The sequence below is a fragment of the Shinella sedimenti genome, from assembly GCF_022601905.1.
GTDB lineage: Bacteria > Pseudomonadota > Alphaproteobacteria > Rhizobiales > Rhizobiaceae > Shinella > Shinella sedimenti.
In genome coordinates, this window is the sequence record NZ_JAKVIN010000007.1 from 241,799 (window position 1) to 260,008 (window position 18,210).

At 64.7% G+C, this 18,210-nt stretch carries 15 protein-coding genes; 7 read left to right on the top strand and 8 right to left on the bottom strand.

Annotation, left to right across the window (positions count from 1 at the left end; translation table 11 throughout):
- Window positions 1-65 precede the first annotated feature (65 nt).
- Window positions 66-1,850 carry an IlvD/Edd family dehydratase gene (locus MKI86_RS17465; RefSeq protein ID WP_241603288.1) on the top strand — a complete coding sequence of 595 codons (1,785 nt, stop codon included), beginning with the start codon at window positions 66-68 and terminating at the stop codon, window positions 1,848-1,850.
- A 6-nt stretch (window positions 1,851-1,856) separates the two neighbouring features.
- Here MKI86_RS17465 and MKI86_RS17470 read toward each other — a convergent pair whose 3' ends face one another.
- From MKI86_RS17470 to MKI86_RS17500, 7 genes are all read right to left on the bottom strand, one after another.
- Window positions 1,857-2,735, bottom strand: coding sequence for a DMT family transporter (locus MKI86_RS17470; RefSeq protein WP_370880002.1), 879 nt, complete (start codon window positions 2,733-2,735; stop codon window positions 1,857-1,859).
- A gap of 192 nt (window positions 2,736-2,927) precedes the next feature.
- On the bottom strand, window positions 2,928-4,361 hold the full coding sequence (locus MKI86_RS17475) for an aldehyde dehydrogenase family protein (protein WP_241603290.1): 1,434 nt from the start codon (window positions 4,359-4,361) through the stop codon (window positions 2,928-2,930).
- A gap of 130 nt (window positions 4,362-4,491) precedes the next feature.
- The gene (gene cueR / locus MKI86_RS17480; protein WP_241603294.1) at window positions 4,492-4,902 is read right to left on the bottom strand and encodes a Cu(I)-responsive transcriptional regulator; all 411 of its coding nucleotides are present in this window, start codon (window positions 4,900-4,902) and stop codon (window positions 4,492-4,494) included.
- Window positions 4,899-7,385: a heavy metal translocating P-type ATPase gene (locus tag MKI86_RS17485; RefSeq protein WP_241603309.1), complete on the bottom strand. Its 2,487-nt coding sequence runs from the start codon at window positions 7,383-7,385 to the stop codon at window positions 4,899-4,901. The genes cueR and MKI86_RS17485 overlap by 4 nt, the downstream gene beginning before the upstream one ends.
- A gap of 73 nt (window positions 7,386-7,458) precedes the next feature.
- Window positions 7,459-7,671, bottom strand: coding sequence for a heavy-metal-associated domain-containing protein (locus tag MKI86_RS17490; RefSeq protein ID WP_241603320.1), 213 nt, complete (start codon window positions 7,669-7,671; stop codon window positions 7,459-7,461).
- Between the two features lie 52 nt (window positions 7,672-7,723).
- Window positions 7,724-8,902: an aminotransferase gene (locus MKI86_RS17495; protein ID WP_241603322.1), complete on the bottom strand. Its 1,179-nt coding sequence runs from the start codon at window positions 8,900-8,902 to the stop codon at window positions 7,724-7,726.
- 17 nt (window positions 8,903-8,919) lie between these two features.
- Window positions 8,920-9,936 (bottom strand): LysR substrate-binding domain-containing protein, encoded by a 1,017-nt coding sequence (locus MKI86_RS17500; RefSeq protein ID WP_241603324.1) that lies wholly within the window; start codon window positions 9,934-9,936, stop codon window positions 8,920-8,922.
- Between the two features lie 172 nt (window positions 9,937-10,108).
- On the opposite strand from MKI86_RS17500, the gene speB reads away from it, so the two are divergent.
- The 6 genes from speB (at window position 10,109) to MKI86_RS17530 (ending at window position 15,885) form a co-directional block, all read left to right on the top strand.
- Window positions 10,109-11,161 (top strand): agmatinase, encoded by a 1,053-nt coding sequence (speB, locus tag MKI86_RS17505; protein ID WP_241603326.1) that lies wholly within the window; start codon window positions 10,109-10,111, stop codon window positions 11,159-11,161.
- 69 nt (window positions 11,162-11,230) lie between these two features.
- Window positions 11,231-12,319 carry an ABC transporter substrate-binding protein gene (locus tag MKI86_RS17510; protein ID WP_370880003.1) on the top strand — a complete coding sequence of 363 codons (1,089 nt, stop codon included), beginning with the start codon at window positions 11,231-11,233 and terminating at the stop codon, window positions 12,317-12,319.
- A gap of 93 nt (window positions 12,320-12,412) precedes the next feature.
- Window positions 12,413-13,447 (top strand): ABC transporter ATP-binding protein, encoded by a 1,035-nt coding sequence (locus MKI86_RS17515; protein WP_241603328.1) that lies wholly within the window; start codon window positions 12,413-12,415, stop codon window positions 13,445-13,447.
- Window positions 13,444-14,298 carry an ABC transporter permease gene (locus MKI86_RS17520; protein WP_241603330.1) on the top strand — a complete coding sequence of 285 codons (855 nt, stop codon included), beginning with the start codon at window positions 13,444-13,446 and terminating at the stop codon, window positions 14,296-14,298. The genes MKI86_RS17515 and MKI86_RS17520 overlap by 4 nt, the downstream gene beginning before the upstream one ends.
- On the top strand, window positions 14,295-15,098 hold the full coding sequence (locus tag MKI86_RS17525) for an ABC transporter permease (RefSeq protein WP_241603333.1): 804 nt from the start codon (window positions 14,295-14,297) through the stop codon (window positions 15,096-15,098). The genes MKI86_RS17520 and MKI86_RS17525 overlap by 4 nt, the downstream gene beginning before the upstream one ends.
- 4 nt (window positions 15,099-15,102) lie before the next feature.
- Window positions 15,103-15,885 (top strand): carbon-nitrogen hydrolase family protein, encoded by a 783-nt coding sequence (locus MKI86_RS17530; RefSeq protein ID WP_241603335.1) that lies wholly within the window; start codon window positions 15,103-15,105, stop codon window positions 15,883-15,885.
- Between the two features lie 637 nt (window positions 15,886-16,522).
- On the opposite strand, the gene MKI86_RS17535 is transcribed toward MKI86_RS17530, so the two are convergent.
- Complete coding sequence (locus MKI86_RS17535; protein ID WP_241603337.1) at window positions 16,523-18,193, bottom strand: amidohydrolase; 1,671 nt, start codon at window positions 18,191-18,193, stop codon at window positions 16,523-16,525.
- Window positions 18,194-18,210: the final 17 nt, after the last annotated feature.

Below are 18,210 nucleotides of genomic sequence, written 5' to 3' on the forward strand. Positions count from 1 at the left end.
CGCACCGCCGGTTGATCGCCGTCTCCGGCAATGAAACAGTACGGTCGGTGCGGAGGAGGGTCATGATGACGGACACAAAGACGACAAAACGCCGGCTGCGCTCGCAGGATTGGTTCGATAACCGCGACCACATCGACATGGCCGCCATCTATCTCGAACGCTTCATGAACTACGGCATCACGCCGGAGGAGCTGCGCTCGGGCAAGCCGGTGATCGGCATCGCCCAGAGCGGCAGCGATCTCACGCCGTGCAATCGCCATCACATCGATCTTGCCAGGCGTGTGCGCGACGGCATCCGCGATGCCGGAGGCATTCCCATCGAGTTTCCCACCCATCCGATCTTCGAAAACTGCAAGCGCCCGACGGCCGCCCTCGACCGCAACCTTGCCTATCTCGGCCTGGTCGAAATCCTCTACGGCTATCCACTCGACGGCGTCGTGCTGACGACCGGCTGCGACAAGACCACGCCCTCGGCCCTGATGGCCGCCTCGACGGTCGACATTCCCGCCATCGTCCTGTCGGGCGGGCCGATGCTGGATTGCTGGCACGATGGCGACCTCGTCGGATCGGGCACCGTCATCTGGCGTTCGCGCCGCAAGCTCGCGGCCGGCACAATCGACGAAGAAGAGTTCCTTGACGCGGCAATGGACTCCGCCCCCTCCATCGGCCATTGCAACACGATGGGAACGGCCTCCACGATGAACGCGCTGGCCGAGGCGCTCGGCATGTCGCTCACCGGTTGCGCCGCCATTCCGGCCGCCTATCGAGAACGCGGGCAGATCGCCTATCGGACCGGCCGGCGCGCCGTGGAACTGGTGCTGGAGGATATCCGCCCCTCACACATCCTCACGCGGGAAGCCTTCCTCAATGCCGTGCGCGTCAATTCCGCCATCGGCGGCTCTACCAATGCGCAGCCACACCTGATGGCCATGGCCAAACATGCCGGTGTCGCGCTGGAGCCCGACGACTGGCAGCGCCACGGCTACGACATCCCCCTGCTGGCCGATGTGCAGCCGGCCGGCCGCTTTCTCGGCGAGCGCTTCCACCGCGCAGGCGGCGTGCCTGCGATCATGCGCGAACTGCTCGATGCGGGAAAACTCGATGGCACTTGTCCCACCGTGACGGGCCAAACCATGGCGCAAAACCTCGAGGGGCGCGCAGCAAGCGACCGCGAGGTGATCCGCCCCTATCACGCGCCGCTCAAGGAGCGCGCAGGTTTCCTCGTGCTCAAGGGCAATCTCTTCGACTTCGCCATCATGAAGACCTCGGTCATTTCCGAGGAGTTCCACCAGCGCTATCTCAGCGAGCCCGGCCGCGAGGGCATATTCGAGGGCAGGGCGGTCGTCTTCGATGGCTCAGAGGACTACCACGCGCGCATCAACGACCCGGCACTCGGCATCGACGAGCGCACCATCCTCGTCATCCGCGGCGCCGGGCCGCTCGGCTGGCCGGGTTCGGCGGAGGTCGTCAACATGCAGCCGCCGGATCATCTGCTCAAGCGCGGCATCACCAGCCTGCCGACGATCGGCGATGGACGCCAGTCCGGCACCGCCGACAGCCCGTCCATCCTCAACGCCTCGCCGGAAAGTACTGCTGGCGGCGGCCTCGCCTGGTTGCGCACGGGCGACACCATCCGCATCGACCTCGAACACGGCCGCTGCGACATGCTGGTCGCGGATGAAGAGATCGAAAGGCGCAAGGCCGATGGCATTCCCGCCGTGCCGGCAGATGCCACGCCATGGCAGCGCCTCTATCGCCAGACCGTCACGCAGCTCTCGGATGGTGCCGTCATCGACGGGGCGGCCGATTTCCGCGGGATTGCGGAAACGCCGCCGCGTCACAACCACTGACACTGGTCAGCCGCGCCGTGCCACGAGAATGCCTAAGAGCACGATCACGCCACCGATAGCCTGCATCAGCCCCACCGGCTCGCCCAGCAGCAGCCAGGCGAGGAGCGCGGCGACCACCGGCTGGAGAAGCAGCGTCAACGACGAAAACGCCGTCGGCAGATAGGCGAGCGCGTAGGTGACGAGACCCTGCCCGCCGACATGGCTGATGAGCGCGAGACCGAGCAGCATGCCCCAACCGAAGAGTGTCACCGGCACCATGTCGCCCTCCAGGAAAAAGGCGACCGGCAACATGCAGGTCATTGCGGAGAAGGTCGTCCAGACCATGATACGCAGTGTGGAGTACCGGGCACGCACATGGCCGATCGACAGCATGTAGCAGGCGTAGAAGATCGCGGCGAGGATGGCCGCTGAATCGCCCGCAAGCTGACCGCCGCCAATCGCCGCCGGCCCGCCCTTCAGCACGACGACACCCGCGAGCGCCAGCGCCAGTCCGGCAAGGAAGACGGGCGTGATGCGCGTGCGGAAAAGCAGCCACGATCCGAGTGTCACGAAGACCGGAGCGAGGTTGGCAAGCAGTGTCGCATTGGCGACGGAAGTCATGTGCAGCGAGACGTGCCAGGCTGCAAGATCGACGGCCAGGAAGATGCCGGGCAGAAACAGGAACAGGCGATCGCGCAGGCCGGATGGCCGTTCGTCGCCCTGTGCTACCACGCGCGAGACGATCAAGAACGGCACGAGCGCCAGTGCGACGCGCCAGAATGCCGTCGCCATCGGCCCGACCTCGGAAAACCGCACGAAGATCGGCGAGCCGCCGATGGCAATGCCCCCAACAAGGAGGGCGATGAGCGCAAGGCGCGCATGCGGGGAGGATGCGATGGGGGGCACGGCGGACGTCCAGGAAGCGGCGATGCCGAGCGGGCTATCGGACCGCGCGGTTTCAACCAGAGGCGCGCCGGCATTCTCAGGACGAGCGAAACAAAAAGCAACGTCCCGTCAAAGACGGCCGATCGTAATGCGGGAAGGAGAGCGACTGGCCCGGGGCCGCCCGCAGCAGCGGGCAGCCCCGAGCCGATATTCTTACGCCGCCTCGGGACGGTGCACGGTCTTCACCTCAAGGAAGTCCTCCAGGCCGAACATGCCGCCCTCGCGGCCATTGCCAGACTGCTTGTAGCCGCCGAACGGGCTGCCATAGCGGTGCGGACCGCCGTTGATATGCACCATGCCGGCGCGCAGGCGCGCGGAAACACGCTCCGCGCGGTCGGGATCGCCGGTCTGCACGTAGGCCGCAAGGCCGTACGCCGTGTCATTGGCGATCGCGATCGCTTCCTCCTCGGTGTCAAAGGGAATGATCGACAGAACCGGGCCGAACACCTCTTCACGCGCAATGCGCATGGTGTTGTTCACATCGGCAAAGATCGTCGGCTTGACGAAATATCCGGTCTCGTACCCATCCGGCTTGCCGGGACCACCGACGAGAAGCCGCGCGCCCTCGGCAACACCGGCCTCGATCAATGCCTGCACCCGGCCGAACTGGATGTGCGAGACGAGCGGGCCGATATGCTCGCCGGCCTCCTCGGGATTGCCGACCTTGGCTTGCTTGCCGGTGCGTTCGGCAATCTCCACCACCTTGTCATAGACCGAACGCTCCACGAGCATCCGCGTGGGCGCATCGCAGGACTGGCCGGAATTGTTGAAGCATTCGCGCACACTGCCGGAAACGCGGCCCTCGAGGTCGGCATCGGCGAAAACGATGTTCGGCGACTTGCCGCCGAGTTCGAGTGTCACGCGCTTGACCGTGTCTGCCGCATCCTTGCTGACGGCAATGCCCGCGCGCGTCGAGCCGGTGAAGGACATCATGTCGATGTCCTTGTGACGCGACAGGGCCGCGCCGCATTCCGGGCCGTCGCCGTTGACGAGGTTGAATGTCCCCGCAGGGAACCCGGCCTCATGCACCATTTCCGCGTAGAGCATGGCGTTGAGCGGCGTGAATTCGGAAGGCTTGAGCACGCAGGTCGAGCCCGTGGCCAGCGCCGGGACAACCTTCAGCGCGATCTGGTTGATCGGCCAGTTCCACGGCGTGATGAGGCCACACACGCCGATGGGCTCGCGGCGCACCACGTCGCCGTTCGGCAGGACTTCGCGGTTTTTCAGACGCTTCAGCGCATCGATGAAGCCCTGCAGATGCCCGACGCCCACATCGGCCTGCTGCTCGGTGCTCATGGTGATGGGCGCGCCGAGCTCCAGCGTGATCGTGCGCGCCATCTCGTCATAGCGGCGCTTGTAGATTTCCAGCAGCTTCTCAAGTAGCGCCAGCCGCTCTTCCGTGCTGGTCTGGCTATAGGTCGCAAACGCCTTCTTGGCAGCCGCCACGGCGCGGTCGATGTCGGCGGACGTACCCATCGAGATGACCGCAATAGGCTTCTCGGTCGCCGGGTTGATCACCGACAGATCGTTCGGCTTCAAAGGATCGACCCACTGGCCGTCAATATAGAATTTGCGCCTGTCGAGCATGCTTTTCTCCCGTCATTCCCGTTTTGTTACGCCGGCCCTGCATGGGCCGGTCTGTCATTCCGGCAGCAAATGTCCTTCGGCGCGGCAAAAAGCGCAAGCCCCTGAAAGGGCAAGAAGGGCGGAAAGGCGGCTAGCAGCAGGACGTCTCGGCATCACCCGTCGCAAGCTGTTGCAGGATCGGACAATCGGGCCGGGCATCGCCGTGGCAGTTTGCCGACAGATGCTCCAGCGTACCCACCATGTCCTGCAGCAGCCGCATCTTTTCACGCATTTCCTCGATATGCTCGTTCGCGATGCGCTTGACCTCTGAGGAGGCACGGGCGCGATCCTGCCACAGCGCGAGCAGATCGCGGATCTGCGCGATGGAGAAACCGAGGTCGCGCGACCGCCGGATGAAGGACAACGTCGAAAGGTCGTTTGGACCATAGACCCGGTATCCCGCCCCGGTGCGTCCGGCCGCCTTGATAAGGCCGATCTGCTCGTAGTGGCGGATCATCTTGGCGGTCACGCCCGTGGCCTCTGCCGCTTCGCCGATATTCATGCCTTTTCTCCCTTGAACGCAGGCCTGTATCGCTTCAACCGGAGTGCATTCGTTACGACGAAGACACTGGAGAGCGCCATCGCGCCCGCGGCCAAAGCCGGTGAAAGCTGGATGCCGAAGGACGGATAAAGCAACCCGGCGGCGACCGGCACCAGCGCCGCATTGTAGCCGAAGGCCCAGAACAGGTTCTGCCTGATGTTGCGCATCGTCGCGCGCGAAAGGCCGATGCCCGTCGCCACGCCCCGCACGTCTCCGGCCATCAACACCACGTCGGCGCTTTCGATGGCGACGTCCGTGCCGGTGCCGATGGCAATCCCGGTATCGGCCGCCGCCAGCGCCGGCGCATCGTTGATGCCGTCGCCGACGAAGGCGACCTTCTTCGCGCCACCGGCCGACAGTTCGCGCACGGCGGCAACCTTCCCATCCGGCAGCACCTCAGCCATCACCCGGTCGATGCCGAGCGTTGCGGCGACGGCTTGCGCCGTGCCCTTGTTGTCGCCGGTGATCATCGCCACCTCTATCCCGAGCGCCTTGAGCGCCGCGATCGCCTCACGCGTCGTCGGCTTGATCGGGTCTGTTACGGCAAAGAGCGCGGCGAGCTTGCCGTCGATGGCCGCATAGAGCGGCGAGGCGCCTTCCGCCGCCAGGCGCGCGGCCTCATCCGCGAACGGCGCGACATCGAGGCCGAGCCCCCTCATGAAGCCGACCGAACCGACCTCCACACTGCGGCCGGCCACGTCGGCGGAAATCCCCTGGCCCGATGTCGTCACAAAGCCGGAAGCCGTCGGCAATGCCACGCCTTCGGCGACGGCCGCGCCATGAATGGCGGCCGCGATCGGGTGTTCGGAATGCACCTCCGCAGCCGCCACGAGGGCAAGAACTTCGTCACGCGAAAAACCATCGACGGGCACGATGCGCGTCAGCGTCGGACGGCCGAGCGTCAGCGTACCCGTCTTGTCGACGGCGACGATGTCGGTACCCTCGAGCGTCTGGAGCGCGGTGCCCTGTCGGAACAGCACGCCCAGTTCCGCCGCCCGGCCGGTGCCCGTAATGATCGACGTCGGCGTGGCAAGACCCATGGCGCAGGGGCAGGCGATGATGAGCACGGCCACCGCATTCACCAGCGCATGCGCCAGGACGGGGCTTGGCCCGAAGATCAGCCACAGGCCGAAAGTGATGAGCGCCACGGCGATGACGGCTGGCACGAACCATTGCGTGACGCGGTCGACCAGCGCCTGGATCGGCAGCTTCGCCGCCTGCGCGTCCTCCACCATGCGGATGATCTGGGACAGCACCGTATCGGCGCCGACGCGTGTAGCGCGGAAGGTCAGCGAGCCCGTCGTGTTGACGGTGCCGCCCGTTACCGTGTCGCCGGGCTTGCGGGCCACTGGCATCGGCTCGCCGGTGATCATGGATTCGTCGATATAGCTTTCGCCCTCGATCACCTCGCCGTCGACGGGCACCTTCTCGCCCGGCCGCACCAGAACGATATCGCCGGCCACGACGCTTTCTAGGGAAACGTCCTCGGTCCTGCCGTCGCGGATTACGCGTGCGGAGCGGGCGTTCAGGCCCGCGAGATGGCGGATCGCCTCGCCGGTGCGGCCCTTGGCGCGCGCCTCCAGGAAGCGCCCGGCGAGAATGAGCGTTACGATGACGGCGGCTGCCTCGAAATAGACATTCGCCGTACCGCCCGGCAGGAGAGCCGGTGCGAAGGTCGCGACCGTGGAGAATATCCAGGCGGCAAGCGTGCCGATCACCACCAGCGCATTCATATCGGGCGCAAGCCGGATCAGGCTCGGGATACCCTTCAGGAAGAAGCGCCGCCCGGGACCGACAAGCACCAGCGTCGCCAGCACGAACTGAATGATCCGGCTCGTCTGCATGCCGATTGTTTCGTGGATGTAATGGCCGAAGGCGGGCACGGCATGGGCCCCCATCTCCATCACGAACAACGGCGCCGTCAGCACGGCCGCGATGATGAGATCGCGCCTGAGCGCGCCCGCCTCCGCTGCGCGGCGGTCGTCCTCGGCAGGGGTGTCTGCGGCCACGCGCACCGCCTTGTAGCCCGTACGCTCGATGGCTGCGGCGAGGTCATCGAATGTTGCGGCGCCCCTGGCAAGGCGCACGCGCGCCCGTTCCTGCGCAAGGTTTGCGGTGGCGTCCAGAACGCCGGGCACGGCCTTCAGCGCCTTCTCGACGCGGCCGATACACGAGGCGCAGGTCATGCCCTCGACGGGAAATTCGATTACCTCTTCGCCGACGCCGTAACCCGCGCCGCGCACAGCTTCGGCAACGGCGGCGATATCTGGCGCGCCGTTGAAGGTTACATCGGCCTTCTCTGTCGCCAGATTGACGGCCGCGCCGGAAACGCCCGGCACCGCTTCGATGGCCTTCTCCACCCTGCGCACGCAGGACGCGCAGGTCATGTCGGAAATGGAAAGCTTGATGGTCTGCCGGTCGCCCGGTCCTGTGGTGGTGAGCATGGTGCACCTTTCATCCTGTTTGGATAGATCGTGCACCTTCCCATCATGTCAAGGTCAAGCCCTGTTTTGCCTGTTATGCATCGGCGGGCGAATATCCCTCCGCTTCGATGACGGACGCGACCGCCGCACGGTCGCCCGCATTCTCGACGGTGACACGTTTGGTCCCAAGATCGATCTCGACCTTCGCGTTTGGGTAGGCAGCCAGCACCGCCCCGGTGATCGTCTTGACGCAATGGCCGCAGGTCATGTCGGGAACGGTGAAGGTGAGGCTGTTTTCGGCAGGCATGGCAAACTCCCTGATAGATATATCGAGGCTGACGCCTTGCCGCGTAGGAAGGTCAAGCCCCATTTATCGAGAAATTGGCAAGTCGTGCGCCGAGTTTACCGATCGTCTCGACATCGGCATTGGCAAAGGCGAAACGCAGGTAATCTTCCTGCCCGGGTCCAAAATAGCTGCCCGGAAGGCAGAGAATGCCCGCCTCCTTGGCAAGTCGCTCCGCCACCACTGCCGATGGCGTGCCGGAAAAGGGATGCGCGATGAAAGCGAAATAGGCGCCGACCGCGCCGACACGCCACGCCGGCGCCGCAACCATGGTGGCGAGAAGCGCTTCGACACGGCGCGCGATCTCGCGGCGGTTCTCCTCGCGCCAATCGGAGAGCAGCGGAATGGCGGTGGCGACGGCCGCCTGCGCCGAGCGCGGCGGGCAGATCTGCAGATTGTCCATGATCTTGGCGACCTGCGTCACCACGACGCTGCCCGCCGTAATCGCACCGAGCCGGTGGCCGGGAATGCAGAAGGACTTGGAGAAACTGTAGAGGCCGATCAGCGTATCCTCCCAGCCGCCGCGCCCGAACAGCTCGTGCGGTCGGCCCGCGCCGGCCGGCAGGAAATCGCGATAGGTCTCGTCGAGGATCAGCCAGATGCCGCGCGCCACGCAAAGATCGTAGATCGCGCCCAGCATGTCGGGCGGATAGACGGCGCCGGTCGGGTTGTTCGGCGAAACGAGGGCAATGGCCCGCACCTCAGGCGTGATGCCCGCGGCAAGTGCTGCGAGGTCTGGCAGGAAACCGTTTGCCGGGTCGCAGGCGGCAAACCGGGTCTTTATGCCCAGCATGGCGAGCGTGGTTTCCTGATTGAAGTAATAGGGGTCGGTCATCAGCACCGCGTCGCCTGCGCCGGCGACGGCCATGGCGGCGCAGATGAAGGCCTGGTTGCAGCCGGCTGTGATATGGGTGTGGCCGGCGGTGAGTGCCACGCCGTAGCTTTCCGAGAGATGGTCGGCATAGGCCTTGCGCAGCACGGCCTCGCCCTCGATGGGGCCATAGCCGGTATAGGCGCGCGAGGCGGCATATTCGCCCAGCAGCCGCAGCATCTCCGGATGGGGCGGATAGCCCGGAACGGCCTGCGAGAAGTCGATCATCGTGCCGCCGCGCCCGTCATAGGCATCGCCCCAGGCGAAGACGGACGGGATCGGCGGGGCGGCGAGGGTTTCCACGAGAGGATTGAAGCGGGGCATGGTCGTGTCCGTTGGTCTCAGGCGCGCGTCTTGCGCGGGGGGCTTGTTGGTATCAGGCGCTTGGCCGGTGTGGCTGTGGGTCGGTACGTGTCGGCACTACGGCCGCCACGCCCGCGCAGATGCAGGCGGGCGGAGGCCTGCGGTTCAGGCAGGGTTTCTTCCAGCGCGGCAAAGAGCCAGTCGATGAAGACCTTGACGATGGGCGACTGGCGCAGCGCCTGCCGGCAGGCGACATAGAAGGCGTCGTTGGCCGGCACCGACAGATCGAAGGGCACGACAAGCTCGCCGCGGGCGATCAGGTTGCTTGCCGTAATATTGTCGCCCAGCGCGATGCCCTGTCCATAGAGCGCCGCCTCCGTCGAGAGGCGCGCATCGCTCATGAAATACTGGCGGTCGCGCGGCATGTCGATGGCGTCGGCCGCGGCCAGCCACGTATTCCACTCGCGGCCGTCATCGCCATGAAACAGCGCATGGTCTGCAAGATCGCGAACGGAGCGCAGCGGGCGGCTGTTGAGGAGCGTCGGGCTGGCGACCGGGAAAAGCCGCAGGTTCGACCACAGCCGCGTCCAACAGTCCGGCCAGTTGCCGTCGCCATAGAGCAGGCTCACATCCGTATCGAGCGAGCGCAGATGCTGCGGGTCGTTGGACGCGATCAGCGTCACCTTCACGCCGGGAAACTGGTCCGTGAACGTGTTCAGCCGCGGCAGAAGCCAGAGCGAGAGCAGCGCGGGCACGCAGCTGATGGTGATGTCGCCGCGTGTTTCCGGCTGTTTCATCAGCGCGGTAGCCGCGGCGATCTCGCTGAAGGCATTGGTGACGGCAGGCAAAAGCAGCGCGCCCTGCGGCGTCAGCTTCAGGCGCTTGCCGTTGCGTTCGAAGAGCGTTGTCCCAAGCGATTCCTCCAGCGCACGGATCTGATGGCTCACCGCGCCATGCGTCACGTTCAATTCCCGCGCCGCTGCAGAGACGGCGCCCCGACGCGCGGTCGCCTCGAAGGCGCGCAGGGGATTGAGAGGCGGAAGGCGCGAAGCCATGGACAACCTGTATGTGAGTTTTTCTCACGAATACCGCTACAACAATGTCAATTGATTTTCCATATGGATTGCCGCGATAATGCTGTCAACGAGGGCAAAGCCCCGGGGAACGTTATCAGGCTATCGCGTACCGGCCCCGGACCGCCCGCATCTCAACAGGTGAGGCAGGATCATGAGCGACACGAAGCTCGACGAGCTCAGGGCTAAATACGGCGAGAGCCACGGCGGCGACATCTTCGACCCCGCTTTCCGCAAGGTCGCGGACAAGATTTTCAACAAGAGCGGCACGCGTCTGGCGCCCTATGCCGGCGTTCCCACCTTCCTCTCCGCCCCCTATATGCCCGTCGAGGCGGATGCCCCGGATTTCGGCAATCTCCAGGTCGCCATTACCGGCGTGCCCATGGATCTCGGCGTGACCAATCGTCCAGGTTCGCGCTTCGGGCCCCGCGCCATGCGCGCCATAGAGCGGATCGGCCCCTACAACCACGTGCTTGATTGCGCGCCGGTGCAGGAGCTTCGCGTGGCCGATATCGGCGACGTGCCGTTCCAGAGCCGCTACCGCCTCGAACTCAGCCATGACGATATCGAGAAGCGCTTCAACCAGATCGTCGATGCCGGAGTCATCCCGCTCGCCGTCGGCGGCGACCACTCGATCACGCATCCGATCATGAAGGCCGTCGGCAAGAAGCAACCGGTCGGCATGATCCATATCGACGCCCATTGCGACACCGGCGGCCTTTTCGACCAGACGAAGTTCCACCACGGCGGCCCGTTCCGCAACGCCGTACTCGACGGTGTGCTCGATCCGAAGCGCACCATCCAGATCGGCATCCGCGGCTCATCGGAATATCTGTGGGAATTCTCCTACGATTCCGGCATGACCGTCATCCACGCCGAAGAGGTGACCGGCCTCGGCATCCCCGCCATCATCGAGAAGGCGAAGGCGATCGTCGGCGACGGCCCGACCTACCTCTCCTTCGACATCGACAGCCTGGATCCGAGCTTTGCGCCCGGCACCGGCACGCCCGAGATCGGCGGCCTGACGACGCGTGAGGTTCTTGAACTCATCCGCGGCCTCAAGGGTATCAATCTCGTCGGCGGCGACGTCGTGGAGGTAGCACCGCAATACGACGCGACGACCAACAGCGCCCATGCCGGCGCGCAGGTGCTGTTCGAAATTCTGAGCCTGATGGTATTCAGCCCTTCCGTGACGGCGAAAGCCTGACATACAATAGCAACAACGGGAACATGCCGGCCGGTCCAGACCGGCCGACCTAACAGGAGAAAGACGACCATGCGTGACATCCTCAAGACCAATGTCAGCCGCCGCGCGGTGCTGGGCGCCGGCGTTGCCGGTGCTTCGCTGCTGGCCATGCCCGCCGTCCTGCGCGCGCAGGACAAGTCGCTGAAGGTCGGCGTCTACGGCGGCTACTTCAAGGATTCCTTCGACAAGAACATCTTTGCGGATTTCACCAAGGAAACCGGCATCGCCGTCGAATCCGTCGCCGAGCCGACCGGCGAGGCATGGCTGGTCCAGCTCGAGCAGGCCGCCAAGGCCGGCCAGGCCCCCGCCGACGTCTCGATGATGTCGCAGGTCGCCATGCTCAAGGGCCAGTCTACCGATCTTTGGGCGCCGCTCGACATGGCGAAGATCCCGAATTCCTCCAACCTCATCGACCACTTCGTCAACAAATACCCGGATGGCCGTGTCGCCGGCATCGGTGCCGTCGCCTGGTACATTACGCTCGTCACCAACACGGATGTCTACAAGGAAGCGCCGACGTCGTGGAACGCCCTGTGGGATCCGGCGAATGCCGACAAGCTCGGTCTGCTGGCGCTCGTTTCCAACTCGTTCCTGCTCGAAGTGACGGCCAAGACCCATTTCGGTGGTACCAATGCGCTCGACACCGAAGATGGTCTTCTCAAAGCCTTCGAAAAACTCGCCGAAGTCAAGCCGAATGTGCGCTTGTGGTACCGCGACGAGGCCCAGTTCGAACAGTCGCTGAAGTCGGGCGAAATCCCCATGGGCCAGTATTATCATGACGTTACGGGCCTCGCCGCGGCCGATGGCCAGCCGGTGCGCTCGACCTTCCCCAAGGAAGGTGGCATCATGGATTCGGGCTGCTGGGCGCTGTCGCGCGCGTCCGCCAAGGTCGAGGAAGCCCATACCTTCATCAACTACATGAGCCAGCCGAAGATCCAGGCGCTCTTGTCGCGCAAGGTCGGCACCGCGCCGACCGTCAAGCGCGATCTGCTCGACCTGACGGCGGAAGAGTTCGCCGCCGTGTCGTCCGACATCGAGCCGATCATTCCGCGCTACGACCTCTACCAGACCAAGTCCGACTGGCTGAACCAGAAGTGGACGGAAATGATCGCCGGCTGATCGCCCGATCCATCGAAACCTTGCCCGGCCGCCAGCGTGAAGCCTATGCTGGCGGCCGCGTGCCTTGAACCGAACGCGCCGAGCGGAGAACCAATGTCCGGACTGACCCTCCAGAACGTCACCAAAGAATTCGGCACGTTTACCGCCGTCAGGAATGTCGAGCTGACGGTGCCGCACGGCACCTTCGTCTGCCTGCTCGGCCCGTCGGGCTGCGGCAAGACCACGCTGATGCGCATGGTCGCCGGGCTGGACCTTCCCACAAACGGCTCCATCCGCCTCGACGACCGCGACATCACCAACGTCCCCACCCACAAGCGCGACCTCGGTATGGTCTTCCAGTCGCTGGCGCTCTTTCCGCATCTGACGGTCGGTGAGAACATTGCATACTCGCTGCGCATCCGCGGTGTCGGCAAGGCAGAACAGAAGAAACGCGTCGACGAGCTTCTCGCCATGATCCACCTGACCGGCTACGCCGACCGCCCGGTCGCCAAGCTCTCCGGCGGCCAGCGCCAGCGCGTCGCGATCGCCCGCGCGCTCGCCATCTCGCCCAAACTCTTCCTGCTCGACGAGCCGCTTTCGGCGCTCGACGCCAAGCTGCGCGAGGCCATGCAGGTCGAGCTGCGCCAGCTCCAGCAGCGCCTCGGCATCACCACCATCGTCGTCACGCACGACCAACGCGAGGCCATGACCATGGCCGATACCGTGGTCGTGATGAATGGCGGCGAGATCCGGCAGGCCGCGCCCCCGGTTGAAATCTACCGCCGCCCGGCCGATACCTTCGTGGCCGATTTCATCGGCATGACGAACCTTATCGATTTCAAGGCCGATGGCGCCGGCACGCAGGTTCTGGGCGCCTCGGTTCCCGGCCTCACCATTCCGAACAGCCTGCCATCAGGCATCATCTCCGTGCGCCCGGAGGATGTGCATCTCACCGCACCCGGTAATGCGCCGATCACGGGCACCGTCACCTTCGTGCGCGATCTCGGGGGCACGATCGAGACCTTCGTGGAGGCCGCCGGCAAGCAGATCGTCGCCGTCTCCATGCCCAATGCCCGCCCGGACGTTGCCGTCGGGCAGAGCGTCGGCATTGCGCTCAACCCCGATGATTGCGTGGTGCTGAAGGCATGAGACGCGAGCCGCCGCAGAAACTCACCGATTACAGCCCGCTCGTCTTTCCGGCCGGCATGCTGATCGTCTTCTTCGTCGTACCCTTCGCGACAATGATCGCGGTCTCCTTCTTCAAGCGCAATCCGTCCGGCTTCTACACGCCGGATTTCGTCTTCGACAATTACGCCCGCTTTCTCAGCCTCTTCTTCGGCAAGGTGCTCGGCTTCTCGCTGATGCTCGCCATTGCGGTGGCCATCTGCTGCGTCGTGCTCGCCGTGCCCTTCACCTATCTCCTGTCGCGCGCCAGGCGCCGCACGCAGGTGCTCTGGCTCGTTGCGCTGCTGTCGATCCTCTCGCTCTCCGAAGTCATCATCGGCTTTGCCTGGTCGACGCTGTTTTCGCGCACAGCCGGCATCACCAACCTCTTCGTCATGCTCGGCATCATGGACCAGCCGGTGGCGCTCAATCCGAGCTTCGGCGCCGTGCTGACGGCCATGACCTATCAGGCGCTGCCCTATACCGTGCTCGTGCTCTATCCCGCGCTTGTGCGGCTTGATCCGACGCTGACGGAAGCCGCGCGCACGCTCGGCGCCTCGCCGGTGCGCTCCTTCTTCACTGTCGTCGTACCGGCGCTGCGCAACACCATCGTCGCCACGCTGATCATGGTCTTCATCTTCGCCCTTGGCTGCTATCTGTTGCCGCAGATCCTCGGCCGGCCGCAGCACTGGACGCTATCCGTGCTCATCACCGACCAGGCGATCTACCAGTCGAACATGCCGTTCGCCGCTGCCATGGCCGTGTTCCTTGTGCTTGTCACGCTCGGCCTCGTCGGCCTCACCATTTATGCCGGACGCAAGGGAGAAGCCGCATGACCGTGTTTCTTCAGCGTCTTTATTTTAGCCTGATAGGCCTCTTCCTGGCCCTGCCGCTCATCGTGGTCGCGGGTGTCTCCGTCAACGAGAAGCAGGATCTCGCTTTCCCGCCCAAGGGCTTCTCCTTGGCCTGGTACGCAGAGATCTTCACCAATGTCGAATGGCGCAACGCGCTGTTCGCGTCGATCACGCTGGCGGCGCTATCGGCCGCCGTAGCGCTTCTCATTGCGCTGCCGCTGGCCTGGTTCCTCTGGCGGCGTCATGCGCCCTGGGCCAATATCTTCCAGCTGCTTGGCATTGCACCCTTCACCCTGCCGCCGGTCATCACGGCGCTCGGCCTGCTCACCTTCTGGGCGGCGACGGGCTTCTACGGTCAGCCGGCCACGGCCGTGATCAGCCACGCCATCTTCTTCGTGACCCTGCCGCTGGTGACGCTGTCGCTCGGCTTCTCGTCCATCGACCGCTCGCTGGTCGAAGCCGCCGCGACAATGGGCGCAGACGACCGCACGGTATTCCGCACCGTCGTCCTGCCGTTGATCCTGCCCTATCTCGTCTCCGGCTATGCCTTCGCCTTCGTGCTGTCGCTCAATGAATATATCGTCGCCTATATGACCGTCGGCTTCACCATGGAGACGTTGCCGATCAAGATCTTCAACGCCCTGCGCTACGGCTATACGCCCACCATGGCCTCGGTCACGATCCTGTTCGTCGCCATCGCGGCCACCATATTCGGCCTCGTCGCGCGCTTCGGCGACCTGCCCAAGCTGCTCGGCGCCATGTCGTCGCGCGATCAGGAGTAAGAGCATGCGCATCGCCGCCCTTCAGATGAAAGCCATCGCCGGCGATATAGAGGCAAACCTGGCCCGCATCGCGGCGGCCGCCGCCGATGCGGCGAAGGGCGGCGCGAGCCTGCTTGTCGTGCCCGAACTCGCCGTCACCGGCTATGGCGCGGGGGAGGCGACCTTCTCAGACATTGCGTCTCCGGCATCCGGCGACACGGTCGCCCGCCTCAGCGCCATCGCACGCGAAAAGGGTATCGCCATTATCGCCGGCTTTGCAGAACGCGAGGGCACGGCGGTCTATAATAGCGCCGTCTTCACTGATGGCATCGGTACAAATGCCGTCTATCGCAAGTCCCACCTCTACGGCGAATACGAACGCGCCGCCTTCAAGCCTGCCACGCCGGCCTCGGTTCTCGTTGAGCTCGGTGGTCTCAGGCTCGGCATGCTGATCTGCTATGATGTGGAATTCCCCGAGAATGTCCGCCGTCTCGCGCTGGCCGGTGCCGACCTGGTCATCGTCCCGACCGCCCTGCCGCAAGGCGCCTCCGGCACCTTCATCGCCAGCCATATGATCCAGGTACGGGCTTTCGAGAACCAGGTTTTCGTCGCCTATGTCAACCATTGCGACAGCGACGGCCTCTTCGCCTATGCAGGCCTGTCGCGCATTGCCGCCCCTGATGGCACGCTGCTTGCCGAAGCCCCGGCGCAAGTCGAGGCCCTGCTCTTCGCCGACATCCGCCCCGCCGACTACGACACCTCCCGCGCCGAAAACACCTATCTGGCGGATCTCGATCGCCCCGTCTGAGCGCGTGGCGGCCGGTCCTCGGGGTCGTATCAGGGGATCAGATCGCCCGGTACACTCTGATTTCCCTATGAAAAATCTGCGCGAAATCCCCGCGCTGAAAAACCGCGCCTACAATCTTCCCATCCCGCCCTCGGATACACCGCAAGGCGTTGCGGCGAGGCGGGGTCGGCGCGGGGCATGAAGGAAGGACGCAGGACTTCACGCACCGGGTCTGCGGAAAATGGTCTCCCTCCGGAAAGGGACAAGCGAGGGGCGTCGGACCGCCTTTTCGACAACGCCTTCACCGGACGTGCCTGTGTGGCACACAAGTGGACGGATGCGCCGCGGGCGTCCGGGGGATGTTTCCCTGTCGCGCGGCGCAGTGGAAGACGATGCCGACCGGCAGTCGTGGCTGCGGCATCGTAAGTCTGAGGGCGCGCATGACCCCGTCTACGGAGGGGCGCGCCACCGTTCCCACGCACCCCGTCATCGCAGAGAGACCGAAGTCGCAGGCAAAAACCGCCGAACGGGGCGCCGGAAGGTGTCACTTTACTACTTTCATTCGAGGCAGCTTCCGGCGCCCCGTCCGAATGCTCTTTGAACCCACGGGCGAAACCGCCGCGTGGATACAGTCGTGCAGGCGTAACCGGGGCCTTCATCAGGCCTGGTAGGTGATCCGCCCGTCGCAGATCGTGGTCACCGGCCGCACCGTCGCCAGCGCGGCAAAGTCCGTCGCCTCGATATCGGCCGAAAGCACGACGATATCAGCGAGATACCCCTTCTTCAGCATGCCCTTTCGGTCTTCCATGAACTCGACCCAGGCGCCGGTCCTCGTATAGGCGGCAAGCGTCTCGTGCAGCGAAAGCCGTTCGTCCTTCATGCCCTCCTTCCACACCGTACGCGACATGGCGCACTGGATGGAATGCATCGGATCGAGCGGGGAGACCGGCCAGTCGGTGGCAAACACGATCGGCGCGCCGGCATCGACCAGAGTGCGCCAGGCGAAGGCATAAGGCCAACGGTCCTCGCCGATATACGACATATACGGTTCGAGTGGCAGGCCGGCGCTGCCCGGCGGATGCGTCGGCTGCATCGAGGCGACCGTGCCCAGTTCCTTGAAGCGCGGGATATCCTCAGGATGGATTACCTCGATGTGCTCGACGCGGTTGCGGCTGTCGCGCTTGCCGTTCGCCTTGACCGCGGCCTCGTATCCGTTCAACACCATGCGCACGGCACCGTCGCCGATGGCATGGACGGCGACTGGAAGGCCGAGCTTGTCGGCGGCGATGGCGATGTTGTCGAACTGCTCCTGCGTGAAGAGCGGCTCGCCCTTCCAGCCCGGCTGGTGCGCATAGTCATCGACGAAAACGGCCGTACCGGACTCCGTCACGCCATCCATGAACAGCTTGACGAAATTCGAACGCAGGCGATCCGTATCGAAGCGCGTCCGCCAGGCGGCGGCCTTCGTCTCGAGGTCGGACAGCGGCATGAAATTCTTCATGTGGAAGGGCATGCGCACGCGCACCGGCAGGCCAACGGTCTTCTCGATCTCGTCGAGCATTTCCAGCTGATAAAGGCTGCCGTCCATGTTCTGCAGCGAGGTAATGCCGAGCGATGCGACATAGGCGAGGCCCTCCTTGAGGATCGCGATATCGCCAGCACGCTCCTCCTCCGTCACATGCTCTGGATCACCGCCCGTTCCGACGCCGAGCATCTCTCGACCGCCCGTCTCGCCGAGCGCCGAGACCGGGCGGATGGCGTTGCTTTCGCGCAACTCGCCGTTGGCCAGCCCGTCCTCGCCCATGACGATCTCGTTGCCTATACCGACATCGCGGCCCTCGAAAATGCCGCCGCCCTTGAGCGCCATTGTGTTCGCCCAGGCGGTGTGATGGTCCGGTGCGAAGATCAGCACGGCGCGATCCGGCAGGATGCGGTCGAGGTGATGGCGTGTCACGCGTTCGTCGTCGGACAGGATCGTGTAGTCGGCATGCTGCGCGATCAGCAGCGCCCTGTCAGGATATTCGGCGGCATAATCCCGCAAGGCCTTCGCCAGCGCGTCGAAGCCCTTCACGCCGGCAAGCGAGAGTTCCCGCAGTTCGGCCGCACCGCCGAAGATATGCATATGCGCTTCGTTGAAGCCCGGCAGGACCGTCGCGCCCTTGGCGTCGATAACATGCGTGTCGGGGCCGGAAAAAGCATCGATCGCGGCTTCCGAGCCGACCGTGAGGATTCGGTTGCCGGCGACCGCCAAAGCGCTCGCGCGCGGATTGGCGTCGTCCATCGTCAGCACCCGCGCATTGCGGATGATAAAGCTCGCTTCGGCCTGCATGGAATGCTCCTCGAAGG